This window comes from Burkholderia sp. IO2 (assembly GCF_029522185.1).
Taxonomy (GTDB): domain Bacteria; phylum Pseudomonadota; class Gammaproteobacteria; order Burkholderiales; family Burkholderiaceae; genus Burkholderia; species Burkholderia cenocepacia.
In genome coordinates, this window is the sequence record NZ_JAKWFH010000024.1 from 1 (window position 1) to 25,835 (window position 25,835).

General features: G+C 64.8%; 26 protein-coding genes. 8 read left to right on the plus strand and 18 right to left on the minus strand.

From position 1 onward, the window contains the following. Positions 1-499: 499 nt before the first annotated feature. From MMB92_RS17005 to MMB92_RS17020, 4 genes are all read left to right on the plus strand, one after another. On the plus strand, positions 500-1,717 hold the full coding sequence (locus MMB92_RS17005) for a DUF2863 family protein (RefSeq protein ID WP_059721334.1): 1,218 nt from the start codon (positions 500-502) through the stop codon (positions 1,715-1,717). A gap of 216 nt (positions 1,718-1,933) precedes the next feature. Further along, entirely contained in the window at positions 1,934-2,770 is an 837-nt protein-coding gene (locus tag MMB92_RS17010; RefSeq protein ID WP_006496994.1) for a response regulator transcription factor, read from the plus strand. Between the two features lie 76 nt (positions 2,771-2,846). Continuing rightward, positions 2,847-3,521, plus strand: coding sequence for an energy-coupling factor ABC transporter permease (locus MMB92_RS17015; RefSeq protein WP_006484865.1), 675 nt, complete (start codon positions 2,847-2,849; stop codon positions 3,519-3,521). Positions 3,522-3,663: 142 nt separating this feature from the next. Next, positions 3,664-4,320: a hypothetical protein gene (locus tag MMB92_RS17020; protein ID WP_034201515.1), complete on the plus strand. Its 657-nt coding sequence runs from the start codon at positions 3,664-3,666 to the stop codon at positions 4,318-4,320. 87 nt (positions 4,321-4,407) lie between these two features. On the opposite strand, the gene MMB92_RS17025 is transcribed toward MMB92_RS17020, so the two are convergent. Both MMB92_RS17025 and yaaA read right to left on the minus strand, forming a co-directional pair. Then, positions 4,408-5,562, minus strand: coding sequence for a M14-type cytosolic carboxypeptidase (locus MMB92_RS17025; RefSeq protein ID WP_034201514.1), 1,155 nt, complete (start codon positions 5,560-5,562; stop codon positions 4,408-4,410). Positions 5,563-5,701: 139 nt separating this feature from the next. Then, positions 5,702-6,484: a peroxide stress protein YaaA gene (gene yaaA, locus MMB92_RS17030; RefSeq protein WP_062884413.1), complete on the minus strand. Its 783-nt coding sequence runs from the start codon at positions 6,482-6,484 to the stop codon at positions 5,702-5,704. Between the two features lie 57 nt (positions 6,485-6,541). Here yaaA and MMB92_RS17035 point away from each other — a divergent pair, with 57 nt between their 5' ends. Both MMB92_RS17035 and MMB92_RS17040 read left to right on the plus strand, forming a co-directional pair. Then, complete coding sequence (locus MMB92_RS17035; protein ID WP_006484880.1) at positions 6,542-7,039, plus strand: putative toxin-antitoxin system toxin component, PIN family; 498 nt, start codon at positions 6,542-6,544, stop codon at positions 7,037-7,039. Positions 7,040-7,072: 33 nt separating this feature from the next. Further along, a complete protein-coding gene (locus MMB92_RS17040; protein WP_020979891.1) occupies positions 7,073-8,245 on the plus strand; it encodes a pyridoxal phosphate-dependent aminotransferase in 1,173 nt (390 codons plus the stop codon). A 39-nt stretch (positions 8,246-8,284) separates the two neighbouring features. Here the strand turns inward: MMB92_RS17040 and MMB92_RS17045 are convergent, their stop codons facing one another. Next, positions 8,285-8,941, minus strand: a complete 657-nt coding sequence (locus tag MMB92_RS17045) for a glutathione S-transferase (protein WP_006496998.1) — start codon at positions 8,939-8,941, stop codon at positions 8,285-8,287. Between the two features lie 202 nt (positions 8,942-9,143). Between MMB92_RS17045 and MMB92_RS17050 the strand changes: the two genes are divergently transcribed. Continuing rightward, positions 9,144-9,935 (plus strand): enoyl-CoA hydratase, encoded by a 792-nt coding sequence (locus MMB92_RS17050; RefSeq protein ID WP_062911304.1) that lies wholly within the window; start codon positions 9,144-9,146, stop codon positions 9,933-9,935. 219 nt (positions 9,936-10,154) lie between these two features. Beyond that, entirely contained in the window at positions 10,155-10,847 is a 693-nt protein-coding gene (locus tag MMB92_RS17055) for a glutathione binding-like protein (RefSeq protein WP_006484871.1), read from the plus strand. 47 nt (positions 10,848-10,894) lie between these two features. Here the strand turns inward: MMB92_RS17055 and MMB92_RS17060 are convergent, their stop codons facing one another. The 15 genes from MMB92_RS17060 to nuoG form a co-directional block, all read right to left on the minus strand. Beyond that, complete coding sequence (locus MMB92_RS17060) at positions 10,895-11,371, minus strand: MaoC family dehydratase (RefSeq protein WP_006496999.1); 477 nt, start codon at positions 11,369-11,371, stop codon at positions 10,895-10,897. Continuing rightward, positions 11,368-11,829, minus strand: a complete 462-nt coding sequence (locus MMB92_RS17065; protein WP_006484884.1) for a MaoC family dehydratase — start codon at positions 11,827-11,829, stop codon at positions 11,368-11,370. The genes MMB92_RS17060 and MMB92_RS17065 overlap by 4 nt, the downstream gene beginning before the upstream one ends. A gap of 38 nt (positions 11,830-11,867) precedes the next feature. Continuing rightward, the gene (locus tag MMB92_RS17070) at positions 11,868-13,001 is read right to left on the minus strand and encodes an acyl-CoA dehydrogenase family protein (RefSeq protein ID WP_048984886.1); all 1,134 of its coding nucleotides are present in this window, start codon (positions 12,999-13,001) and stop codon (positions 11,868-11,870) included. A 19-nt stretch (positions 13,002-13,020) separates the two neighbouring features. After that, entirely contained in the window at positions 13,021-14,217 is a 1,197-nt protein-coding gene (locus MMB92_RS17075; RefSeq protein ID WP_006484866.1) for an acyl-CoA dehydrogenase family protein, read from the minus strand. 54 nt (positions 14,218-14,271) lie between these two features. Beyond that, the gene (locus MMB92_RS17080; RefSeq protein WP_006484892.1) at positions 14,272-14,694 is read right to left on the minus strand and encodes a DUF1178 family protein; all 423 of its coding nucleotides are present in this window, start codon (positions 14,692-14,694) and stop codon (positions 14,272-14,274) included. Between the two features lie 136 nt (positions 14,695-14,830). Beyond that, the gene (locus MMB92_RS17085; RefSeq protein ID WP_006484889.1) at positions 14,831-15,421 is read right to left on the minus strand and encodes an NUDIX hydrolase; all 591 of its coding nucleotides are present in this window, start codon (positions 15,419-15,421) and stop codon (positions 14,831-14,833) included. A 39-nt stretch (positions 15,422-15,460) separates the two neighbouring features. Further along, positions 15,461-15,757: a DUF2818 family protein gene (locus MMB92_RS17090; RefSeq protein WP_006484867.1), complete on the minus strand. Its 297-nt coding sequence runs from the start codon at positions 15,755-15,757 to the stop codon at positions 15,461-15,463. Continuing rightward, the gene (gene nuoN, locus MMB92_RS17095) at positions 15,757-17,211 is read right to left on the minus strand and encodes an NADH-quinone oxidoreductase subunit NuoN (RefSeq protein WP_171983970.1); all 1,455 of its coding nucleotides are present in this window, start codon (positions 17,209-17,211) and stop codon (positions 15,757-15,759) included. The genes MMB92_RS17090 and nuoN overlap by 1 nt, the downstream gene beginning before the upstream one ends. Positions 17,212-17,247: 36 nt before the next feature. Next, positions 17,248-18,738, minus strand: a complete 1,491-nt coding sequence (locus MMB92_RS17100; RefSeq protein WP_006484881.1) for an NADH-quinone oxidoreductase subunit M — start codon at positions 18,736-18,738, stop codon at positions 17,248-17,250. Between the two features lie 16 nt (positions 18,739-18,754). After that, on the minus strand, positions 18,755-20,809 hold the full coding sequence (gene nuoL, locus MMB92_RS17105; RefSeq protein ID WP_006484887.1) for an NADH-quinone oxidoreductase subunit L: 2,055 nt from the start codon (positions 20,807-20,809) through the stop codon (positions 18,755-18,757). A gap of 17 nt (positions 20,810-20,826) precedes the next feature. After that, the gene (nuoK, locus tag MMB92_RS17110; RefSeq protein ID WP_006478272.1) at positions 20,827-21,132 is read right to left on the minus strand and encodes an NADH-quinone oxidoreductase subunit NuoK; all 306 of its coding nucleotides are present in this window, start codon (positions 21,130-21,132) and stop codon (positions 20,827-20,829) included. Between the two features lie 18 nt (positions 21,133-21,150). Beyond that, positions 21,151-21,801 carry an NADH-quinone oxidoreductase subunit J gene (locus tag MMB92_RS17115; protein WP_006484877.1) on the minus strand — a complete coding sequence of 217 codons (651 nt, stop codon included), beginning with the start codon at positions 21,799-21,801 and terminating at the stop codon, positions 21,151-21,153. A gap of 105 nt (positions 21,802-21,906) precedes the next feature. After that, on the minus strand, positions 21,907-22,395 hold the full coding sequence (nuoI, locus tag MMB92_RS17120) for an NADH-quinone oxidoreductase subunit NuoI (RefSeq protein ID WP_006484869.1): 489 nt from the start codon (positions 22,393-22,395) through the stop codon (positions 21,907-21,909). Between the two features lie 10 nt (positions 22,396-22,405). Then, on the minus strand, positions 22,406-23,473 hold the full coding sequence (gene nuoH, locus MMB92_RS17125; RefSeq protein ID WP_006484885.1) for an NADH-quinone oxidoreductase subunit NuoH: 1,068 nt from the start codon (positions 23,471-23,473) through the stop codon (positions 22,406-22,408). Next, positions 23,474-25,804: an NADH-quinone oxidoreductase subunit NuoG gene (nuoG, locus tag MMB92_RS17130; RefSeq protein WP_058901652.1), complete on the minus strand. Its 2,331-nt coding sequence runs from the start codon at positions 25,802-25,804 to the stop codon at positions 23,474-23,476. Between the last annotated feature and the right edge of the window lie 31 nt (positions 25,805-25,835).

Below are 25,835 nucleotides of genomic sequence, written 5' to 3' on the forward strand. Positions count from 1 at the left end.
TTCATAAACCTGACTTACTTTAGTGTGAGACTCTTGATACTTTTGCTATCTGATCCGAGGATCAGCTCGCTGTCATCAAGCGCCCACACTTATCGGCTGTTAATTTTTAAAGAGCATGTCTGCGAGGAATCTTGAACCCCTCAGCAGCGCTGCGTTCTCAGCAGCAGAGAAGCGAGATTATGAACCGTGTTTCGCAGTTCGTCAACAACTTTCTGAACGACTTCGTTGCGACTGCGGGGCTCAACTTCCGTACCGCCGAGGCTCGCTACCTTCCGAACTCCAACGGCACTGCTTCCCTTCCTTCCACGCCGTGTTTCCGTTAGCGCGAAAGAGGCGTGATTCTATGCAGCTCACGGCGATCGCGCAAGGGGCTTGAAGCAACTTTTTTACGAGCGCCGCATTTCGGCCGTCCGGCCATGCCTGGGCACGAGGCCGCTTATGGTGCAAAGAACGGACTAGAATGTGAGGTTCTTCGCCTCTTTCTATATACGTCTTTAATATGCGCCAGCGAATCGCCAAACGCCTCCCCCCCGATGCCGACAAACTGGTCGGTCTGTCGCTTGCGCTCTTCGCGTCGGGCAGCCGCATCGAGGATCGCTTCTGGGAAGCGAAGCTCGACGCGCTGCTCGCCAAGATCGTCCGCAACGGCAATCAGACCACGCTCGACGCCGCGCTCGACCATCTTCAGCAGAATCATCCCGACGCCTACGGCGCGCTCGCCGACATGGCCGAGACACACAGCGAGTCGATGGTGATCGACCACGACGGCCAACCGTACGATGCGCTGCTGGTCGCCGTCCCGGTGCTCGCCTGGACGCGCTACATGATTCCGTCGGGCCCGCTGAAGGGCGACGTTGCCGACGCGCTGCGCACGCACCTGCAGGCGCACGTGCTCGCAAACGGCACCCTCGTCGGACTTGCTCCCTTCCTCTACAGCATCGACCAGCTGCCGCGGCACCACGTGGAAACCTACCGGCTGGCCCAGCAGCTCGCGCATGCGGCGATCGGTCAGCACACCCCGAAGCTGAGCTTCGGCGACCTGCCGGAAACCTCGCCGATCCTGGCCGATCCGCGCTTCCTGCTGGCGGTCGTCGCCGCGCCGACCGGCGCGGCGCTGTTCCGTTGGCAGGAAGAAGAAAACGGCAGCCGTATCGAGCGCGGCCAGTGCCTCGAACAGTGGACGGCACAGGGCGGCCCGAACCTGTCGATCGCGCTGCCCGGCTGCGAGTTCGAATGCCTGCTTCCGGACGCGTACTACTCGGCCTGTCGCGATGCGGACGAACGCGTGCGTCCACACACCGTCCGAACGGCCATTCGTTATCTATTCGACACACTTGGTGCAGCGCCGCAGGAGTTGCGCGCGGTGGTCGCCGGCTTCGGCGAACGCCGTATCGACGAGTATCGGGTCGGCTTCACGCGGCGTGCCAGCAACGATGTGATCTACGGCGTCGTGTGGCCGCTCTACGGCCGTGAAAACGGCGACGTTTCGATCGACAGCGCGACGCTCGAAGGCGAAGCGCCGATCGAAGGGCCGCTCGAGGAAATCGTAAGCCTGCTGAAGGAATGCGGCGTAACCGACGTCCGCCGGCACGCGGGCCGCTTCGAACCCGAATACTGCGACGACTGCGGTGTGCCGCTGTACGCCGATCCGCTCGGCGAAATCGTCCATGCGGAAATGCCGGAAGACGCGTCGCCCGCGCAGCCGCATTTCCACTGACTCGCCCCCGCAGGCCCTGCAGCCTGCCCCGCCAAAAGCCGCTTCCGGTGCCTGCCGAAGCGGCTTTTTTTCTTGTCCGATGTTCTGTCGCCCAAAATTTCGAACTTTTCCTAAGCCTTTCAGCCAAGCAGACATCGTGTAAGGTCTTTGTCATTATCGGGGCCAGCTTATATCCCCCCCGACAGCAGTCAATGACTCACCTTATGGAGATTGAATATGCGATTCTTGGTGCTTAACTCAGACGCCGAACGGCGTGACGGACTGAAGGCCCTGTTGCGGCAGATCGACCGGCACGCCAGCATCAACGATGCGCCTGACGGTTTCCAGGCGCGCCGGCTGCTGCGCACCCAGCGTTTCGACCTCCTCGCGATCGACTGGCTCGACGTGGGCCGGCTCAGCGAGCTTCAGGCGCTCGGCAACGCGTGCTCGCCGACACCGGTCGCCGTCCTGGTCGACGAGATCTCGCCCGAAGCCATCCAGCGTTTCTTCAACTACGGCGTCGCGGGCGTGATCCCGCATTCCACGCGGCCGCACCTCATCGTGCGCGCGCTGGAGATCGTCCTGCTGGGCGGGCACTACATTCCGCCGATCGCCCTCAGCCTGCTACCGTCCACGGCGACGGCGCGCCACGATGCCCATTTCCAGACGCTCGCCGGCTCGCTGCCCCGCCGCCCGCCGAGCGGCCTCCTGTCGCCGCGACAAGCGCAGATCATGCGGTTCGTCCACATGGGCAGCACGAACAAGATGATCGCGCGTACGCTCGGCATCAGCGAAGGCACCGTGAAGATCCACCTCGCGAGCATCTTCCAGCAGCTTGGCGCCGCAAACCGCGCCGCCGCGGTCGCGATCTACAACGGCTGGCTGTCGCCCCATCTCGAGGTGCTGCTGGCGAACCGCAACCGCGCCCGCAAGCCGGCCATCGGCGAACACGGCCCGGTTCCGCTGCGGACACAACGGCATGACCGTCCGTACCCGTTGCCTACCGCGAATGCCGGCACGCACGATCTGCCGCTCGCCGCCGAGCCACCGGCACGGTTCCGGCGCGGACGCTAGGCAAACAGTCTCGATATTGCGACGGTCGCGCATGCGCCGGCTCCCACCTTTGATGCTCAACGAGTAATATGGACGCATGGGTTTTCTTTTCACACCGCTTCCGCTCTGGGTTGGCATCGGTGGCTGGATCGCCGCCGTGGCCCTGCTCGCGCTCGCGATCTGGAATCGCCCGTTCGTACGCCTGCAAGACGCCACGCTTCAGCACGTGTGGCTCGCACTCGTCACTGCGATCACGGTCCTGTGGGCTTCGAACGCATGGCTCGAAGACGGCATCGTCATGCATCTGCTTGGCGCAACGCTGCTCGTCACGCTGTTCGACTGGACGCTCGCCCTGGTTGCGATGGGCGCCGTCACGGCGATTGCCGCGGTCATCTTCGACGCGCCGTGGCAAGGCATCGGCCTGACCTATCTGATCTACGGTGCGCTGCCTGTCGCCGTGTCGGCGTTGCTGCAACGCGCCGCGCTCGCGTGGCTGCCGCACAACCTCGCATCGTTCATCACGGGGCAGGGCTTCCTGTCGCCGGCCATCGCGATCGTCGCGGTCGCCGCTGCGGCGGCCGGTGTCCAGCTCGCGCTTGCCGACGGCGTGCCCGTCGTGATTCCGGCCGGCTATCTGCTGAACACCGCGCTGCTCGCGCTCGGCGAAGCGTGGTTCACCGGCATGGCGACGGCACTCATCGCCGTCTATCGCCCCGCGTGGGTCACGACCTTCGACGTCCGGCGCTACCGCCTCGGCGGCCCGCGCGCCTGACTTTCCCCTCCGGACCAGCTCGGCGCACACATGTGCCGGCGGCACCGTCCACGACGCGCGCCGAATACGCCACCTACTGCCGCACAACTTTTTTACGCTAAGATTGAACTCCTGTTCTTCATCGGGCATCTATACGTGCCCGATGTCTCCTTCGCTCCTCACCAATAACCAGATGGACAGCTCACCTGCCTCGCTCCGGATTTTCCGGGCGCTCGGCAAGCTGGCAGCCTGTATCGCGGGCCTGTCGCTTGCGCTTCCCGCTCCGGTATTCGCCGACCTGCTCGACCAGCGCTCCGAACTGATCAACAAATTCGTCAACGAGATGCATGCCGATCCGCTCGCCGCCGATTGTGCGGCGCACGGCAGCTTCATCGCCAGTACGTCGACCGCGTTCGACCGCGTCGAGTTCGCGCCGAACGCATTCGACAGCGGCAATGCGACCATCACGCCGTGGAACGACTCGTTCGACCAGGGCAAGCAGCGCGTGAAGGTCGACAACATCGTCACCGTCGACGGGCTCGGCATCCACAGCAACGGCAGCGATCCGACGCCGCTGAAATTCCGTTGCGGCTATGTCGGCCAGCAAATGCTCGCGTTCAGCTGGAACGACCCGGTCCCGCCGCTGAAGCCGCGCGTCGAACGCTCGTCGTCTTCGACGAAGAAGTTCAAGGGCAAGTCGCACCGCGGCAAAGCCAAGGCGAAGGCATCGAGCCGCACCGGCAGCAAGAAGGCCGTCGCGACGAAGAAATCCAGCGGCCAGAAGAAGGCCGTGAAGAAAAAAACCGCGAAGAAGTCCTGATACGACGGAGCGGCAACGACAGCGGCAAAAAAGCCGGCGCATCACGAGATGCGCCGGCTTTTTTCATGCGACGACGAACGGCTGCGCTTACGCGAACGTGTCGACGTGCACCAGGATCGCAGCCAGCATCGCCGCGCCGAGCGCCGCGCTGCGCTCGCCGTTCCAGCCGACGCGCTCGTCGGGCAGGTTCGCGTTGTCCTTGAACGGCATTTCGAGCGTCAACGACAGGCAGCCGAACTGATGGCCGATGTACTTCGACGCGAGCTTCAGCGCATCTTCCTTGTACTTGCTCGCCGCGTAGCCATGCTCGGTCTGGAAGTCGGGGCTGGCGACCTTGAACGCGTCGATGAACGCGGCCTGCTCCTTGCCCTGCTGCTCGGTAAAGCTCGGCAGCATCTCCGAGCCGGCGACGAACACGTACGGCAGATCCTCGTCGCCGTGAATGTCGAAGAACATGTCGCAGCCGATCGCGTGGATCGCATCGCGCACGGCCAGCACTTCGGGGCTGCGCTCGGCATCGGGCGCCATCCACTCGCGGTTCAGGTTCGCGCCGGCCGCATTGGTGCGCAGGTTGCCGTGCACGCTGCCGTCCGGATTCATGTTCGGGACGATGTAGAACGTCACGCGATCGTAGAGCTTGCGCGCCACCGGATCGCCGGCCCAGTCGCCCCATCCCGCCAGCCGCTTGACCAGGCCTTCGACGAACCACTCGGCCATCGACTCGCCCGGATGCTGGCGCGCGATGATCCATACCTTCTTCTTCGGCGCATCGTCGGTTTCCGGCGTGCCGAGCGTCAGCAGCGACATCGGACGGCCTTCGACCGTGCGGCCGAGCTCGACGATGCTCGCCTGCGGCAACTGCTGGACCGCGCCGAGAAACGCCGCGTGACGCTCTTCCGAGTACGGTTCGAAATACGCGTAGTAGATGCTGTCGAACTCGGGTGTATGGTCGATGGTCATCGTCTTGCCGTCGAACGTCGTCGGCACGCGGAACCAGTCGACCCGGTCGTAGCTCGCCACCGCGTGATAGTTGCGCCAGCCCGACGGGTATGCGCATTCGGCTGCGTTCTCGAACGTCATCACGCACCGCTCGCCACGCGCGCCCGTCAAGCGGTAGTAAAACCATTGCGCGAACTCCGACCGATTGTCGCCGCGCACGCGCAGCCGGATCGCGTCGGGGCGCTCGCACGACACGACGTCGATGGCGCCTGCGTCGAAATTACTGGTGATCGAAAGGGTCATCTGTCTCTCTCCGTTATCGACCGGCGTTAGCGCTTTAGCGCTTACGCCGGCCCCATGCAAAGCGGTTGACCGAAGCACGCGGCGTACCGCCTGTCCGGCCTCATGCAGGCGCCGGCCGTCTCGTGAACGGCCGGCAGGGTCACTCGCCGATGCGCCGGCGATATACGTAAGTCGAATCGTTCGACGCCGCCGCATCGAACGCATAGCCTTCGGTCGCGAATGCCTTCAGCGCCTTCGGGTCGGTGATACGGTTCTCGACGACAAAACGCGCCATCAGGCCGCGCGCGCGTTTCGCATGAAAGCTGATGATCTTGTAGCGGCCGCCCTTCCAGTCCTCGAATACCGGCGTGATGACCGGTGCGGCCAGCAGCTTCGGCTTGACCGACTTGAAGTATTCGGTCGACGCGCAGTTGACCAGCACGCGTGCGGCGCCGCTGCGCGTCTCCAGCTGCTCGTTCAGCGCCCGCGTGATGCGGTCGCCCCAGAACGCATACAGATCCTTGCCGCGTGCGTTCGCGAACCGCGTACCCATCTCGAGCCGGTACGGCTGCAGCAGGTCGAGCGGACGCAGCAGCCCGTACAGGCCCGACAGCACGCGCACGTGCTGCTGCGCATAGTCGAGATCGGTGGACGACAGCGATTTTGCGTCGAAACCCTCGTAGACGTCACCGTTGAACGCCAGCACGGCCTGCTTCGCGTTGGCCGGCGTGAAGGTCGGCGACCAGTCGGCGTAGCGCTGGAAATTCAGGCGCGCGAGCGGATCGGAGATATCCATCAGCGTCGCGATGTCCTGCGGCGACAGCTTGCGCAGGCCGCGGATCAGTTCCGACGCGTCGTCGACGAATGCAGGCAACGTGTAAGACGGGACGTGCGCGGGCGTATCGTAGTCGAGGGATTTGGCGGGAGAGAGAACGATTATCATAGAGGCTCGCTGGCACGCCGTGCCTTGCGGTCAGACGAAAACCACCGATTGTAACGAATGAGCCGCTCTCTCGCCCCGCATGCCGCGCACCGCGTCGTGCTCGACTCGAACGTCTGGATCGACATCCTCGTATTCGACGACCCCGCTACGCGCCCGATCCGCGCCGCGCTGGAATGCGGCACGCTGGCCGCCGTGATCGACGGCCGCTGCCTGACCGAGCTCGAATACGTGCTCGACTATCCGCAGTTCCAGTCGCGCGCGATCGACAAGGCGGCCGCGCTCGCGACCGTCGCCCGTCTCGCGAACCTCGTCGAACCGCCGCCCGTCGACGCCGGCGCGCCGCCGCTGCCGAAGTGCAAGGACCGCGACGACCAGAAATTTCTCGAGCTTGCCCGCGCCGCGCAGGCCGACTGGCTCGTGTCGAAGGACCGCGCGCTGCTGAAGCTCGCGAAACGCACCGCACGCGACTTCGGTTTCCGGATCGCGCAGCCCGCTCCCTTTACCGAGGCCTGCGCGCTCGACGCGACGCCGGCCGCCCCGACCACGCCAGCCTGACGCACACGGCCCCACCCGATTTCGACCGTATCGATGAACGCTCCTTCAGATATGCCAACGACGCCCGTTTTCCCCTCGCGCCTGCCGAACGTCGGCACGACGATCTTCACGGTCATGAGCGCGCTTGCCGCCGAAAAAGGGGCGGTGAACCTCGGCCAGGGTTTCCCGGATTTCGATTGCGATCCGCGCATCGTCGATGCGGTCTCGGCCGCGATGCGCAACGGGCACAACCAGTATCCGCCGATGGCCGGCGTCGCGCCGCTGCGCGACGCGATCGCCGACAAGATCGCGCAGGTGTACGGCCGGCGCTACGATCCGGCCAGCGAAATCACCGTGACGGCCGGCGCGACGCAGGCGCTGCTGACGGCGATCCTGTGCGCGGTGCATCCGGGCGACGAAGTGATCGTCGTCGAGCCGACCTACGACAGCTACCTGCCGTCGATCGAGCTCGCGGGCGGCAAGCCGGTGTTCGTCACGCTGGAGGCGCCCGACTATGCGATCCCGTTCGACCGCCTCGCGGCCGCGATCACGCCGAAAACGCGGATGATCCTGATCAACACGCCGCACAACCCGACGGGCACCGTGTGGCGCGAGGCCGACATGCGCAAGCTCGAGGACATCGTGCGCGGCACCAACGTGCTGATCCTGTCCGACGAGGTGTACGAACACATGGTCTACGACGGCGCGCGCCACGAGAGCGTCGCGCGCTACCCGGAACTCGCCGCGCGCAGCTTCATCGTGTCGAGCTTCGGCAAGACCTATCACGTGACGGGCTGGAAGGTCGGTTACGTCGCGGCGCCTGCCGCGCTGACCGCGGAATTCCGCAAGGTCCACCAGTTCAACGTGTTCACGGTGAACACGCCGATGCAGATCGGGCTCGCCGACTACCTGCGCGACCCGGCGCCGTACCTGTCGCTCGCGGGCTTCTATCAGCACAAGCGCGATTTCTTCCGGGCCGGCCTCGAACGCACGCGCTTCAAGCTGCTGCCGTGCACGGGCACGTACTTTCAGTGCGTCGACTACTCGGCGATCAGCGACCTGCCCGAAGCGGAATTTTCGAAGTGGCTCACGTCGGAGATCGGCGTGGCCGCCATTCCGGTGTCGGCGTTCTATCACGAGCCGCACGAATCGGGCGTCGTCCGCTTCTGCTTCGCGAAGCAGGAAAGCACGCTCGCCTCCGCGCTCGAACGGCTCGCCCGCCTGTAAGACCGCCACGGGCGGCCGCACGCCGCCCGTCAGAAACGCTTACGAACGCACGACGTTCGCCGCTTCGATATACGCCTTGCGCTCGGCTGCCACGCGTTGCGCGGCCGGGCGCTCACCCACCGTCTTCGCGTGCGCCTTCCAGTCGATGCCTGCATCGAGCAGGAAGTCGCGGCCGAATATGGCCTTCGTCGCCATGCCGATGACCGGCAGATGGACCCACGCCGCAATGTCCGCGAGGCCGAACGATTCGCCGAGCACATACGGCGAAAACCGCGTCATCTGCTTGAAGGCATCGATCGCGCGCGGCAGACGCTTCTCGACGTGCGCCTTCATCCCGTCGCTGACCTTGCCGCCGAAAAACGCTTCCGTATAGACCTCGCGCGCCATCCATTCGAGATACAGCTCAAGCGTCTCGACCAGTTCGCGCACCTTCGCGGCCGCGAACGGGCTTGCGGGCAAAATACCTTTTTCGGGATAGCGCGCCGCCAGGTATTCGACGATCACCTGCGACTCGAACAGCGCGCCCTCTTCGGTCTTCAGGAACGGAATCTTGCCGAGCGGCGAATCGGCAAGCTGCGCCGGATCGCTGATCGGCAAACCGCACACCGACTCCTCGAACGGAATGTCGTGCTCGAGCAGGACGAACTTCACCTTGTTGTAGTAGTTGGACAACGGGATACCGCACAGCTGTAGCATCGGAGTCTCCTTCCTGGCTGAAGCGCGGCCGCCTCGACGCCGGCCGCATCGGGATTCATCGCGCTGAAAAGCACGTTCGTGCTAGTCTAAAGCAAGTTTTGCGTTCGTCACGACAACATTACCGCCGCTGCGGCGACGGCGCCGCCTGTCCACGCGACACACGCGGCGTCACAGCCGCGCCATCCGATGGAGACACGCTCCCATGAGTGCTGAACTGCTGGCCTCGCGTCCGCCCGAGAGCGAAGCGACGCTCGTCCTCACACTGTCCAATCCCGGCGCGCGCAACGCGCTGCATCCCGACATGTACGCGGCCGGCATCGAAGCGCTCGCCACCGCCGAGCGCGATCCGGCGATTCGCGCCGTCGTGCTGACAGGTGCCGACCGCTTCTTCTGCGCAGGCGGCAACCTGAACCGGCTGCTCGAGAATCGCTCGAAGGAGCCGTCCTTTCAGGCCGACAGCATCGATCAGCTCGCGGCATGGGTAACGGCGATCCGCGCAGCCACGAAGCCGGTGATCGCAGCCGTCGAAGGCGCCGCGGCCGGCGCGGGCTTCTCGCTCGCGCTCGCGTGCGACCTGATCGTCGCCGCACATGATGCGAAATTCGTGATGTCGTATGCGCGCGTCGGCCTGACGCCCGACGGCGGCGGCTCGTGGTTTCTCGCCCGTGCGTTGCCGCGCGCGATCGCGGCCGAGATCCTGTTCGAAGGCAAGCCGGTTGCCGCCGAACGCCTGCATGCGCTCGGCGTCGTCAACCGGCTCGCCACGCCCGGCACGGCACTGAGTGACGCACTGGCATGGGCCGACACGCTCGCCGGCATCTCGCCGAATGCGCTCACGCGCATCAAGTCGTTGCTCGACGACGCGACCGCGCAACCGCTGGACGCGCACCTCGGCACCGAGCGCGATCATTTCGTCGCGTCGCTGCATCATGCGGACGGGCTCGAAGGCATCACCGCCTTTCTCGAGAAGCGCCCGCCGCGCTACAAGCGCTGATCCGCCGCGTCGGCCTTCGAACCGACGCCACGCCGCCGCGTCCCTCCGATGCGCATGTCGCCGTCGCACGCAATGCCGACGGCGATCTCCCGCCCGGCCTTGCCTGCCCGTCGGCACACGCGTTTGCGTCGCCAGCAGCCCGTGTCGATCCATGCTCTAATGACCGCCTGTCGCGGCGCCGCCGGCGCCGTTTTCGCGCAAGCCTCACAGGAGTTGACGATGATCGACGTCTATAGCTGGGCGACCCCGAATGGCCACAAGGTGCACATCATGCTCGAGGAAACGGGCCTCGCATATCGTGCCCATCCGATCGATATCGGCGCGGGCGACCAGTTCGAGCCCGCGTTCCTGAAGATCAGCCCGAACAACAAGATCCCCGCGATCGTCGATCCGGACGGCCCCGGCGGCCAACCGATCTCGCTGTTCGAATCGGGCGCGATCCTGATCTACCTCGCGGAGAAGACCGGCAAGTTCCTGCCGACCGATCCGGCCGCACGCTATGCGACGCTCGAGTGGCTGATGTTCCAGATGGGCGGTGTCGGCCCGATGCTCGGGCAGGCGCACCACTTCCGCCTGTATGCGCCGGAGAAGATCGAGTATGCGGTCAACCGCTACACGAACGAAGCGAAACGCCTGTACAACGTGATGGAAAAGCGCCTCGGCGAATCCGAGTATCTCGCGGGCGACACGTACACGATCGCGGACATTGCGACGTTCCCGTGGACACGTTCGTGGCAGAACCAGGGCATCGTGCTCGACGCCTTGCCGAACGTGAAGCGCTGGCACGAGGCGATCGCCGCGCGACCGGCCGTGCAGCGCGGCGTCGAGGTGCTCGCGTCGATGCGCAAGCCGCTGCAGGACGACAAGGCGCGCGAGGTGCTGTTCGGCGCGACGCAATACGCGAAGCACTGACCCGCACGCGGCGGGCGGAGCGGCATCCGTGCATGCCGCTCCGTGCCTCAGAAGTAATGCAGCGTGATGAACTCCGCCGCGCACACCGGCAGCGGCGCGTCGGGGCGCTCGACCTGCACCGATACGGACCACGTCACCTGAATGCCGCCACGCGCAGCGTCGGCGGTTTCCTTCACCGCGAACAGCGCACGCACGCGCGCACCGACCGGCACCGGCTTCAAAAACCGCACGCGGTTCAGCCCGTAGTTCACGCCCATCTTCTGCTCGAAGCGCATCGCGTCGGTCATCAACGCGGGAATCAGCGACAGCGTCAGGAACCCGTGCGCGATCGGTCCGCCGAACGGCGACTCGCGCCGCGCGCGCTCGGGGTCGACGTGAATCCATTGATGGTCGCCGGTCGCGTCGGCGAAACCGTCGACGCGCGGCTGGTCGATCTCGATCCAGCCGCTCGCGAGCGGCTCCGCGCCGACCCGCGCCTGCAGCGCCTGCGCCGATGCGATCAGCGGCAAGGTCACGTCGGTCATATCTTCGCGCCTCCCGGATGGCGCAGCCCGAAAATCACCTTGGTGTGCACGGTGATCACCGTCTCGCCGGCTTCGTTCACGCCGACCCATTCCGTCGATACGATGCCGCGATCGGGCTTGCTCTCCGACACGCGCTTGTCGTGCACCTTCTGGTACATCGTGATCGTGTCGCCGGCGCGCACCGGCTTCAGCCAGCGAATCGAATCGATGCCGGGCGAGCCCATGCTGGTCGAATCCGGTCCGAGCTTCTGGATCAGCAGGCTCATGAACACCGAGCACGTATGCCAACCGCTCGCGACGAGGCCGCCGAAATGCGACGCCTTCCCCGCTTCCTCGTCGAGATGGAACGGCTGCGGATCGTAGCGCTTCGCGAACGCCTTGATGTCGTCAGGCTCGAACGTATAGCGGCCCACTTCGGTGGTACTGCCGACCACCAGATCTTCGTAACTGATGCCCACTGATAAGTCTCCTTGTCTCGCGCGCTCGCGCGTCGCCATCATGCTACGTCGGTCTGCGCGAAATCGGGCAGCGCCGCGATGCGGGCGAGGTGATGATCGGTATCGCCGAGTGTCGTCTCGATGATCGACAGCCGTTTGAACAGGTGCGCGGCGGCCACCTCGTTGGTCACGCCCATGCCGCCGTGCAGCTGGACCGCCTGCTGGCCGACGAAGCGTGCGGCCGACCCGACCCGCGCCTTCGCGGCCGACACGGCCTTGCGCCGCGCATCGGCGTCGCCGTTCGCGTAGCGCACCGCCGCGAGATAGGTCAGCGAACGCGCCTGCTCGGCATGGATCAGCATGTCGACCATTCGGTGCTGCAGCGCCTGAAAACGCGCGATCGGCACGCCGAACTGCTCGCGCGTCTTCGTGTATTCGACCGTCGCGCGATTGAGTTCGTCGAGCGCGCCGACCGCTTCCGCGCACAGCAGGAAAGTCGCGTAATCGGCAATCTGCTCGAGTGCCGCCGCGTCGCGCGCGCCACCCGTCAGCAATCGGGCCGGCGTGTCGTCGAAGGAGATCGTCGCGGCACGCTGGCCATCGATGGTCCGGTAGTCGACCACCTTCGCGTTCGCTGCATCGTGTTCGACGACAAAGAGGCCGATGCCGCCGCCGTCGACCCGCGCAGGCACGATCCACGCATGCGCCTGGGCGCCGTGCTGAACCACCGACTTCGCGCCGGTCAGCCGGTACGTGCCGCCCTGCTCGCGCGCATGCGTGTCGAGTGCGTACAGGTCGTAGCGCGCTCGCGGTTCGTGGAACGCGACCGCCACGCGCTTGTGCCCCTGCGCGACCGCCTCCAGCAACGCGGCATCTTCGCCTGCGCCGGAGCCGGCGATCCGCAACGCCTCGACGCCGACTGCCGTGGCCCAGTACGGCTCGATCACGAGTGCGCGGCCGAGCTCCTGCATCACGACCAGCATGTCGACCGGGCCGCCGCCGAAGCCGCCCTGCGCGTCCGGCACGGGCAACGCGGTCAACCCGAGTTCGGTGAATGCGCTCCATTGCGCGTCCGATACGCCGGCATCGCTGCGCACGATCGCCTGGCGCGCTTCGAAGCCGTATTGCTCGCCGAGATACCGGCGCAGCGCGTCGGCGAACTGCTGCTGCTCATCGGTAAAGCTGAAATCCATGGTTGTCTCCGTTCCCTGATCACAGCCCCAGAATCATCTGCGCGATGATGTTCTTCTGGATCTCGTTCGAACCGCCGTAGATCGACGTCTTCCGGTAATTGAAGTAGTACGCGGCGAGCGGCGCCGCATCGTCGTCGCCCGCGATGCTGTGCTCGCGCTCGCCGTCGAGGAACGGCACGTCGAACGGTGCGGCCAGCGGACCGATCGCCTCGACCATCAGCTCGGTGAGCGCCTGCTGCACCTCGGTGCCCTTGATCTTCAGCATCGACGCTTCGGGGCCGGGCCCCTTGCCGCTCGTCTCGCGGCTGACGACGCGCAGCACCGTCACCTCGAGCGCCATCAGCTCGACTTCGAGCGCCGCGACCTTCGCAGCGAACACGGGATCGGCGAGCAACGGCTTGCCGTTCTTGCGCTGGTTCGATGCGACACGCTTCAGGAACGCGAGCTCCCGCTTCGACGCGCCAACGCGCGCGATGCCGGTGCGCTCGTGGCCGAGCAGGTATTTCGCGTAGGTCCAGCCGCGGTTCTCGTCGCCGACGAGGTTCTCGACCGGCACCTTCACGTCCTCGAAGAACACCTCGTTGACCTCGTGGTCTTCGTCGAGCATCACGATCGGACGCACCGTGATGCCGGGCGTCTTCATGTCGATCAGCAGGAACGAGATACCCTCCTGCTTCTTCGCGGCCGGATCGGTACGCACGAGGCAGAACATCATGTCGGCGTACTGGCCGAGCGTGGTCCAGGTCTTCTGGCCGTTGACGACGTAGTGATCGCCGTGGCGCTCGGCGCGCGTGCGCAGCGACGCGAGGTCGGATCCGGAGCCCGGCTCCGAGTAACCCTGACACCACCAGTCCGAGCCGTCGAGAATACGCGGCAGATAGTGGCGCTTCTGCGCTTCGCTGCCGTATTTCATCAAAACCGGCGCGACCATCGACACCCCGAACGGCAGCACGGTCGGCGCACCGATCCGCGCGCATTCCTCGTCCCAGATGTGTCGCTGCGTCGCGTTCCAGCCCGGGCCGCCATATTCGACCGGCCACGCGGGCGCGGACCAGCCGCGCTGGCCGAGAATCCGGTGCCAGCTCGCGAAATCCTCGCGGTCGAGTCGTTTGTGATCGAGTACCTTGGCGCGCAGAGCATGAGGCAGGTGGGCCTCGAGCCAGGCGCGGACGTCAACGCGGAACGCGTCGTCGGCGGGGGAATAGTCCAGATCCATGCGCAGTGTCTCCTGACCGCGGCCGTCCGGCCCGGCCAGGACTCACTGCATACGTCATTGCAGCGGTTCTTTCAGCGCGGCAGGAATCGGCAGCGGCATCACGTCGATGCCTTCTTCGACCAAGGATTGCGCGTCTTCCGGCGTCGTGACGCCACGAATGCTGCGTGCGGGCGCCTCGTTGTAATGGATGCGCCGCGCTTCCTCGGCGAAGCGCTCGCCCACGTTCTCGGTCTTCTCCAGCACCTCGCGCAGCGCGCGCATCACCTGCGCCTGCAGCGCACGCGGATCGGCCGGCCGGGCCTGCGTCGCCCCCGACAGATTCAGGCGCGGCGCCGACGGCAGACGGTTGACCTCGGTCGTCCCGCACACCGGACATTCGACCAGCTTGCGGGACAACTGCGCTTCGAATTCATCGGCGGAAGCGAACCAGCCTTCGAACCGATGACCGTGCGGACACTGTAAATCGAGGACCTTCATGCTGAATCAGGGCGTGTGACGAGTGTAGCGCAAAAAGCGATTTTGTGAACGATCGTGCTAAATCCCGATCGCGCGGCACGGGTGCGCCGCGTCACCAGATTGTAACGCGGTGCCCCGCTCGCCGCTGACGCTGCACTCAGGGCGTGACGACCGGGCCGAGCGGCCACGTGCCGGACAGCACCTTGTCGAGCCACATCGTGCCGATGATCGTCTTCACGTCGGAGATCTGGCCCGTGCGCACCCATTCCTGCAGGTCGGCCAGCGTCGCGGTGAAGGTTTCGAGGAATTCGCCTTCGTCGAGCTTGCGCTCGCCGGCCGTCAGCCCGCGCGCGAGGTACAGGTCGATGAATTCGGTCGAATAGGAAATGATCGGGTGAATGCGGGCGAGGAACACGTATTCGCGTGCCGTGTAGCCGGTTTCCTCGCGCAGTTCGCGCACCGCGCACGCGAGCGCACCTTCGTTCGGGTCGAGCTTGCCGGCCGGGAATTCGGCCATCACCTTGCCGATCGGATAGCGATACTGGCTTTCCATCAATACGCGGCCGTCGTCGAACAGCGGGATCACCATCACCGCGCCCGGGTGCTGCACGTACTCGCGCGTGGCCTTCTTGCCGTCCGGGAGACGGACGGTATCGCGCTTGAGCTTGAGGAACGCGCCGTCGAAGATTGCCTCGCTCTCGAGGCAGGTTTCGGTCAGTGCGGCGTCGTGATTGGGTAGTTCGGCCATCGGCGGCTCCTGGATGAGCACGACGGACGGCCGAAGCCGTCAGCGTCGTTTGACGAGATACTGGAACGTGAAGCCGGGAAACGCGAACACGACGAACAGACTGAACGTGATCGCGTAAAACTGCCAGCCCTGTTCGAAGCGGTTGCCGGCGCGCGACTCGAGCCAGAAGCCGAGCGCGCCGACGATGAAGTACAGCACGATCAGCTCGCCGATCCGCACCCACGCGTTCTTCTTCGTCGCGCCGAACGGCACGACGGCGAAGAGGCGTTGGTTCAGGAACGGCAGGTTGGCGCAGACGAGCGCCAACAGCACGATGAACCAGCCGGCTGCCGACATTACAGCGGCAGCGTGTGACGGATTGCCTGCAGGCAGGCGGTCAGCAGCGGGCTCGGGATCAGGCCGAGCACGACGACCGCCAGGCCGTTCAGCACGAGGATCGTGCGCTTGCAGAAGTCGCCCGAGATCGGCGTCGAATCCTGCGGCGCATCGAAGTACATCAGCTTCACGATGCGCAGGTAGTAGAACGCGCCGAACAACGACGTGATCACGGCCAGCACGGCCAGCCACGTGAGGCCCGCGTTGACGGTCGCCTCGAGCACGGCCAGCTTCGCGTAGAAGCCGACGGTCGGCGGGATGCCGGCCAGCGAGAACATCATGACCATCATCACGAACGCGAACACCGGGCTGCGCTTGTTGAGGCCCTTGAAGTCGTCGATCGTTTCCGCTTCGAAATCGCGGCGCGCGAGCAGCATCACCACGCCGAACGAGCCGAGCGTCGTGATCAGGTAGACGATCGCGTAGAACATCGCCGAGCTGTAGGCGTTCGCCGGTGCCGCCGCGTCGCCCTTCACGATGCCCGCGAGCAGGCCGAGCAGCACGAAGCCCATGTTCGAGATCGCCGAGTACGCGAGCATCCGCTTGATGTTGCGCTGGACGATACCGGTGATGTTACCGACGATCAGCGACAGCGCGGCCAGGATCACGAGCGCGGTCTGCCAGTTCTGCGCGAGCGGCAGCAGGCCCATCACCAGGAAGCGCAGGCCCCACGCGAACGCGGCAACCTTCGGGCCGCCGCCGACGAACAGCGTCATCGCGGTCGGTGCGCCCTGGTAGACGTCAGGCACCCACATGTGGAACGGTACGGCGCCGAGCTTGAACGCGATACCGGCGACGATGAAGATCACGCCGAACATCAGCACGGCCGCGTCGGTGTTGCCGCCGACCGCCTTGTACACTTCGCCGAGCTCGAGCGAGCCGGTCGCGCCGTAGAGCATCGAGATGCCGTACAGCACGAAGCCCGACGCGAGCGCGCCCAGCACGTAGTACTTCATCGCGGCTTCGCTCGACTGCGCGGCATCGCGACGCAGCGCGATGACCGCATACAGCGACAGCGACATCAGTTCGAGACCGAGGTACAGCGTCAGGAAGTTGTTGCCCGACACCATGACCAGCTGACCGAGCAGCGAGAACATGCCGAGCAGGAACACGTCGCCGCGGAACATGTCGCGGTCTTCGAGGTACTTGCGCGAATAGACGAGCGAGACCGCGAAACCGAACGACACGACCGCCTTCATCATGCTCGCGAACGAGTCGACGACGACCATCTTCGAGAAGAAGTAGTACTGGTGCGGGTCGAGCGCCTGGACCGCGAACCACACGCCGGCGACGACCGACGAGACGACCGCGATCAGATAGGTCAGGCGGCGGCCGGAAGCACCGGTAAAGGTGTCGTTCAGCCATGCGACGACGATGGCGGCCATCACCAGCGCGTCAGGCAACAGGACATTCATAGGAGCGTTCATGATCTTGATTTCCTCCGCTCGCGATTACTGGGCCAGCGGCAGCTTCGACTGCGCGACGTGGGAGAGGAGGTTTTCGACGGAAACGTGCATCACGTCGGTGAAAGGCTTCGGATACAGGCCCATCAGCAGCGTGAACGCGGCGAGCACGGCCAGCATCAGGAATTCGCGACGGCCGATGTCCTTCAGCTTGGCAACGTGATCGTTCGCGACCGCGCCGAAATACACACGCTTGTACATCCACAGCGTGTAGGCCGCGCCGAGGATCAGCGTGAATGCCGCGCCGAATGCGATCCAGAAGTTGTACTGGACGGCCGCGAGAATCACCATGAACTCGCCGACGAAACCCGACGTACCCGGCAGGCCGCAGTTGGCCATCGAGAACAGCATCGCGAATGCCGCGAACTTCGGCATCACGTTGACGACGCCACCGTAATCGGCGATCTGGCGCGAGTGCACGCGGTCGTACAGCACACCGATGCAGAGGAACATCGCGCCCGACACGAAGCCGTGCGAGATCATCTGGATGATCGCGCCTTCGACGCCGAGCTGGTTGAAGATGAAGAAGCCGAGCGTGACGAAGCCCATGTGCGCGATCGACGAATACGCGACCAGCTTCTTCATGTCGGCCTGCACCATCGCGACGAGGCCGATGTAGATCACCGCGATCAGCGACAGCGTGATCACGACGGGTGCCAGGAAGTGGCTCGCGTCAGGCGTGATCGGCAGCGAGAAGCGCAGGAAACCGTACGCGCCGAGCTTCAGCATGATCGCGGCCAGCACGACCGAGCCGCCCGTCGGCGCTTCCACGTGCGCGTCCGGCAGCCACGTGTGCACCGGCCACATCGGCACCTTCACCGCGAACGCGAGGAAGAACGCAATGAACAGCAGGATCTGTGGCGTCATCGCGATCTTCGCGTTCTGCCACGTCGCGAGGTCGAACGAGTGCGTTTCCGTGTACAGGTAGATCAGCGCGACCAGCATCAGCAGCGAGCCGGCCAGCGTGTACAGGAAGAACTTGAACGCCGCATACACGCGGTTCGGGCCGCCCCACACGCCGATGATGATGTACATCGGGATCAGGGTCGCCTCGAAGAATACGTAGAACAGCAGGCCGTCGGCCGCCGAGAACACGCCGATCATGATCCCGGACAGGATCAGGAACGCCGCGAGGTACTGCGCGACGTTCTCGGTGATCACTTCCCACGCGGCGATCACGACGATCACGGTGATCAGCGCGGTCAGCACGACGAACCACATCGAGATGCCGTCGACGCCGAGGTGATACGCAATGTCGAAGCGTTCGATCCAGGTCGACTTCTCGACGAACTGCAGCGCAGCCGTGCTCGAGTCGAAGCCCGTGATCAGCGGGATCGTGACCGCGAGGCCGAGCAGCGCACCGATCAGCGCAACCCAGCGGGCCGTCCCCGGATTTTTGTCGTTACCTACCGCAAGCACGAGGAGGCCGAAAACGATCGGCAGCCAGATCGCGGTACTGAGAATCGGAAAAGCGTGCATTAGTTGTCCCCCCGCCTTATTTGCCGCCGAGCGTTACAAACAGGGTCAGGAGCCCCAGCATGCCGATGATCATGGCGAACGCGTAGTGATAGATGTAACCGGATTGGAGGAAGCGGATCACGCCGGCGAACCAGCCGATGAACCGGGCGCTGCCGTTGACGAGGCCGTCGATCACGACGACGTCGCCCTCCTTCCACAGGCCGCGGCCGATCGCCACCGAACCGCGGGCGAACACCACTTCGTTGATCTTGTCCATGTAGTACTTGTTGTCCAGCAGCGTGTAGATCGGGCCGAACGCGCGGCGGATCGACGCCGGCAGCTCCGGACGCTTCAAGTACAGGAACCACGCGACGACGACACCGGCGAGCGCCAGCCACACCGGCAGGCCCGACACCGAATGCAGGCCCATGCCGACCCAGCCGTGGAACTCTTCGGCCATCTCGGCCAGCGCCGGATGGTTTTCGCCGATGAAGATCACCTTGTCGAATGCAACGCCGTGCTGGAAGAAATCGCCGAACAGCATCGGGCTGATCGCGATCGCGCCGATGATCACCGACGGGATCGCCAGCAGGACCAGCGGCACCCACACGACCCACGGGGTCTCGTGCGGCTCGTGCGCGTGGTCGTCATGACCGTGGCCATGGCCGTGGTCGTCGTGGCCGTGCGCGGCCGCCATGCCCATCGGCGATTCCGGATGCTTCGGCTGGCGGAAGCGCTCTTCGCCGTGGAACACCAGGAAGTACATGCGGAACGAGTACAGCGCCGTGACGAACACGCTCGCGACGACCGCGAAGTACGCGAAGCCCGAACCCGGCAGGTGCGACAGCTTCACCGCGTCGATGATCGAGTCCTTCGAGTAGAAGCCCGAGAAGAACGGCGTACCGATCAGCGCGAGCGAGCCGACGAGCGACGTGATCCACGTGATCGGCATGTACTTGCGCAGGCCGCCCATGTTGCGCATGTCCTGGTCGTGGTGCATGCCCATGATCACCGAGCCGGCGCCGAGGAACAGCAGCGCCTTGAAGAACGCGTGCGTCATCAGGTGGAACACGGCGACCGGGTAAGCGGACACGCCGAGCGCGACGGTCATGTAGCCGAGCTGCGACAGCGTCGAGTACGCCACCACGCGCTTGATGTCGTTCTGGACGATGCCGAGGAAGCCCATGAAGAGCGCCGTGATCGCGCCGATCACCGTGATGAAGGACAGCGCGGTATCCGACAGCTCGAACAGCGGCGACATGCGCGAGACCATGAAGATGCCGGCCGTGACCATCGTCGCCGCGTGAATCAGCGCCGAGATCGGGGTCGGGCCTTCCATCGAGTCCGGCAGCCACACGTGCAGCGGGAACTGCGCCGACTTACCCATCGCGCCGATGAACAGGCAGATACAGGCAACGGTCAGCAGGCCCCAGTCGGTGCCCGGGAAGTGCAGGCTCGCGAGTTCCGCGCGCTTCGCGAACACTTCGCCGTAGTTCATCGAGCCGGCGAACGCGAGCAGCAGGCCGATGCCGAGCAGGAAGCCGAAGTCGCCCACGCGGTTCACGAGGAACGCCTTCATGTTCGCGTAGATCGCGCTCTCACGCGTGAAGTAGAAACCGATCAGCAGGTACGACACCAGACCCACCGCTTCCCAGCCGAAGAACAGCTGCAGGAAGTTGTTGCTCATCACGAGCATCAGCATCGAGAACGTGAACAGCGAGATGTACGAGAAGAAGCGCTGGTAGCCGTCCTCTTCCGCCATGTAGCCGATCGTGTACACGTGCACCATCAGCGAGACGAAGGTCACGACGACCATCATCATCGCGGTCAGCGAATCGACGAGGAAGCCGACTTCGAGCTTCAGCGAGCCGACGTTCATCCATTCGTAGACGGTCGCGTTGAAGCTCGCACCGCCCATCACGTCGAAGAAGACTTTCGCCGACAGGAGGAACGCGATCAATACGCCGAGGATCGTGATCCGGTGTGCGCCCTTGCGCCCGACTGCGTTCCCGAACAGCCCCGCAATCAGCGAGCCGGCCAGCGGAGCGAGCGGAATCGCCAGCAGCAGGTTTTCATTGAGTGTCGTTGACATAACAGCGTTGCCTGAAATTAACCTTTGAGCTGATCGAGATCCTCGACATTGATCGTGTCGAGCTTACGGAACAGGGTCACCAGAATCGCGAGACCGATCGCGGCTTCCGCTGCGGCGACGGTCAGCACGAAGAACACGAAGATCTGGCCGTGCACGTCACCCAGATAGTGCGAGAACGCGACGAAGTTGGTGTTCACCGCCAGCAGCATCAGTTCGATCGACATCAGGATGATGATGACGTTGCGGCGGTTCAGGAAAATCCCGACGATCGCGATCGCGAACAGGATCGCGCCGAGCACAAGGTAGTGAGCAAGAGTCAGCATGGTTTTCTTTTCCTCCGCTTAGCCGTTGGTGCCCGAACCGGCTTCGCTTTGCGCCGCTTCCGGCTGCGGCTTGTCCGCTTCCATCTTCACGAGGCGCACGCGGTCGTTGCGGCGCACCTTGACCTGATCCGACACACGCTGGCGCTTGCTGTCCTTGCCCTTGCGCTCGGTCAGCCCGATCGCGGCGATGATCGCGACCAGCAGCACGAGGCCGGCGATTTCGAACGCGAAGATGTAGTCGGTGTAGATCACCTTGCCGATCAGGCGCGTGTTCGACCAGTTGGCCATCTCGCCCGTCGCCATCGCATGCACGGTGTGCGTGTCGCCGTAACCGCGCCACAGGATCAGCGCGGTTTCGATCACGATGATCGCGCCGACCACGGTGGCCATCGGTACGAAGCGCTTGAAATCGCGGCGCAGGTAGTCGATGTTGATGTCCAGCATCATCACGACGAACAGGAACAGCACCATCACCGCGCCCACGTAGACCAGCACCAGCAGGATCGCGAGGAACTCCGCCTCCAGCAGCATCCAGATCGCGGCGGCGTTGAAGAACGCCAGCACAAGGAAAAGCGCAGACGCCACCGGGTTGCGCGAAGTGATCACCTTCAGCCCTGATACCACCAGGAGCAGCGCGAAGATGTAGAACAGTACGGTCGTGAATTCCATGATTACCGGTTCATCGTTAGGCCATAGTCAGGCGCGGCTTGCGGGACGCCCGCACCCGTCGCGGCGGCTCGGCCCGTTCATGCCGGGCCGGCACTGCAAACACAATCAACGATACGGCGCGTCGGCAGCCTTCGCCGCGGCGATGTCCTTCTCGTAGCGGTCGCCCACCGCGAGCAGCATATCCTTCGTGAAATACAGGTCGCCGCGCTTTTCGCCGTGGTACTCGAGAATCTGCGTCTCGACGATCGAATCGACCGGGCAGCTCTCTTCGCAGAAACCGCAGAAGATGCACTTCGTCAGGTCGATGTCGTAGCGCGTCGTGCGGCGCGTGTTGTCCGCGCGCGTTTCCGATTCGATCGTGATCGCCAGCGCGGGGCACACGGCCTCGCACAGCTTGCACGCGATGCAGCGCTCTTCGCCGTTCTCATAGCGGCGCAGCGCGTGCAGCCCGCGGAAACGCGGCGAAATCGGGGTCTTCTCTTCCGGGAACTGCACGGTGAACTTGCGCTTGAACGTGTAACGACCGGTCAGCGCGAGCCCCTTCAGCAGCTCGGTCAGGAAGAAAGTCTTAAAGAAGTGTTGGATAGCCGTCATGATTTCGTCCTTACTTCACCCAGATGTTCAGCGGCGACATCATCCAGCAGCCGACCACGACCACCCAGATCACCGTGACCGGCAGGAACACCTTCCAGCCCAGACGCATGATCTGGTCGTAACGGAAGCGCGGGAACGTCGCACGCACCCAGATGAACACCGACAGCAGTGCGAAGACCTTCAGCACCAGCCAGAAGATGCCCGGGATGAACGACAGGAATTCGAACGGGGCGTCCCAGCCGCCGAGGAACAGCGTCGCAGCCAGCGCCGAGATCACGATCATGTTGATGTACTCGGCGAGGAAGAACAGCGCGAACGCCATACCCGAGTAATCGATCATGTGACCCGCGACGATCTCCGACTCCCCTTCCACCACGTCGAACGGGTGACGGTTCGTTTCGGCGATGCCCGAGATGAAGTAGACGACGAACGCCGGCAGCAGCGGCAGCCAGTTCCACGACAGGAAGTTCACGCCGTGGCCGGCGAAGAAGCCGTGCTGTTGCGAGCCGACGATTTCCGACAGGTTCAGGCTGCCGGCCGTCATCAGCACCAGCACCAGCGCGAAGCCCATCGAGATTTCGTACGACACCATCTGTGCCGCGGCGCGCATCGCACCGAGGAACGCGTACTTCGAGTTCGACGCCCAGCCGGCGAGAATCACCGCGTACACGCCGATCGACGAGATCGCCATCGCGTACAGCAGGCCCGCGTTCACGTTCGCGAGCACGGCTTCGGCCTGGAACGGGATCACCGCCCACACGGCGAACGCCGGCACGACGGTCATGATCGGCGCGATCAGGTACAGCCAGCGGCTGGCGGCGGTCGGCTGGATGACTTCCTTCAGCAGCAGCTTCAGCACGTCGGCGATCGGCTGCAGCAGGCCGCCGGGGCCGACGCGGTTCGGGCCGAGACGTACGTGCATCCAGCCGATCAGCTTGCGTTCCCACAGAATCAGGTACGCGACGCACAGCAGGATGACGACGGAGACGACGAGGATGCGCACGACTGCCCACACCGTCGGCCACGCGAAGCCGAGAAGCTGGGCCCCGCCCGCGTTGATCGTATCGAACAAGCTCATTTACGCCTTCTCCACCACCAGTTCACCGGACAGGCTGCCGAGCGCTGCGCCGGCAGGCGTCGCCGCCGACACGCGAACGACCGTCTCCGCAAGATTCGCGTCGCGCACGGCCGGCAACTGCACCGCACGCTCGCCCTGGCGCACGCGCACCGCGTCGCCTTCCTTCAAGCCCAGCTTGTCGAACAGCGCGGCCGGCAGGGCTGCGACGTTCGCCGCCTTCGCGGCGGCCGTCAAGTGCAGCGCACCTGCTCGGCGCACGAGTGCGTCGGCGTGATAGATCGGCACATCGGCCAGGCGCTCGAAACCACCGTTCGCGGCGTTCGCCGTGGCACGGGCCGGCGCGACCGACGTCTGGTTCGACAGGCGACCCGCGACGCCGGCGTCGCCGAGCGCGGCGACACGCACTTCTTCCGCGGTCTCGTATTCGAAGTTCGGCAGACCGAGCAGGCTGCCGAGCACGCGCAGCACCTTCCACGCCGGACGCGTGTCGCCGAGCGGGCGCACGACGCCGTTGAAGCTCTGCACGGTGCCTTCCGCGTTGACGAACGTACCGGCCGTTTCGGTGAACGGCGCAACCGGCAGCAGCACGTCGGCGTAGTCGAGGCCGTGCTTGAACGGCGACATCACGACGACCATCTCCGCCTGGTTCAGCGCGGCCAGTGCCTGCGCCGGGTCGGCCGTATCGAATTCCGGTTCGACGTTCAGCAGCACGTAGCCCTTGCGCGGCTGCGCGAACGCTTCGCGTGCGTTCAGGCCACCTTCGCCCGGCAGTGCGCCGACCACGTGCGCGCCGACCGTGTTCGCCGCTTCCGTCAGGAAGCCGAACGTGGCGCCGGTGTTGTCAGCGATCCACTGGGCGACGGCGTGCAGCTTCGCGAATTGCGGATGACGGACCGCGACGTTGCCGAGCAGCACCGCGCGGCGTTCGCCGTTCGCGAGCGACTGCGCGACAGCCTGGGCGGCCGGCGATGCCGTGACGCCCGCGAGCGCGTCGGGCAGCGCGACGCCGCGCAGTTGCGCGACGGCCGCGGCGATGCCGGCCAGCTCGTCGAGCCATGCGGACGGCGCGGCGACGATGCGTTGCGCGGTCGGGATCAGCGAATCGTCGCCGGTCGCGTGCAGGAAGTGCAGCTTCGCACCGTTCTTCGCAGCCTGACGCAGGCGCGATGCGAACAGCGGGTGGTCGCGGCGCAGGAACGACCCGACGACGAACGCGGCGTCCACGTTCGACAGATCGGCGATCGGCATGCCGAGCCACGGCGCGCCCTGGACCGGTGCCGAGAAATCCTGCTGACGCAGACGGAAGTCGACGTTCGGCGTTTTCAGTTCGTTGGCGAGCTGCTTCACGAGGAACAGCTCTTCGGCCGTGCTGTGCGCGCTCGCGAGCATCGCCAGCGCGTTCGCGCCGTGATCCGCGGCGATGCCCTTCAGGCCCTTCGCGACGTATTCGAGCGCGGTCTGCCAGTCGGTCTCGATCCACTGGCCGCCCTGCTTCAGCATCGGCTTCGTCAGGCGCTCTTCACTGTTGAGGCCTTCATACGAGAAGCGGTCCTTGTCCGAGATCCAGCATTCGTTGATCGCTTCGTTCTCGAACGGCAGCACGCGCATCACGCGGTTGTTCTTCACCTGCACGACGAGGTTCGCGCCGACGGAATCGTGCGGGCTCACCGACTTGCGACGCGACAGCTCCCAGGTACGGGCGCTGTAGCGGAACGGCTTGCTGGTCAGCGCGCCGACCGGGCACAGGTCGATCATGTTGCCCGACATTTCGGAGTCGACCGTCTTGCCGACGAACGTCGTGATTTCCGAATGCTCGCCGCGGCCCAGCATGCCGAACTCCATCACGCCGGCGATTTCCTGGCCGAAGCGGACGCAGCGCGTGCAGTGGATGCAGCGCGACATTTCTTCCATCGAGATCAGCGGGCCCACGTTCTTGTGGAACACCACGCGCTTTTCTTCCGAGTAGCGCGACGACGACTTGCCGTAGCCGACCGCCAGATCCTGCAGCTGGCATTCGCCGCCCTGATCGCAGATCGGGCAATCGAGCGGGTGATTGATGAGGAGGAATTCCATCACCGACTGCTGCGCCTTCACAGCCTTGTCGGACTGCGTGCGGACGATCATGCCGGCCGACACGGGGGTCGCGCAGGCAGGCACGGCCTTCGGCATCTTCTCGACTTCGACGAGACACATCCGGCAGTTGGCCGCAACCGACAGTTTCTTGTGATAGCAGAAGTGAGGAATGTACGTATCCGCCTTGTGCGCAGCCTGGATCACCATGCTGCCTTCGGGCACCTCGACCTTCTTGCCGTCTATTTCAAGTTCAACCATGATGGTGAATGGTCCTTAACCTATTTCCGCC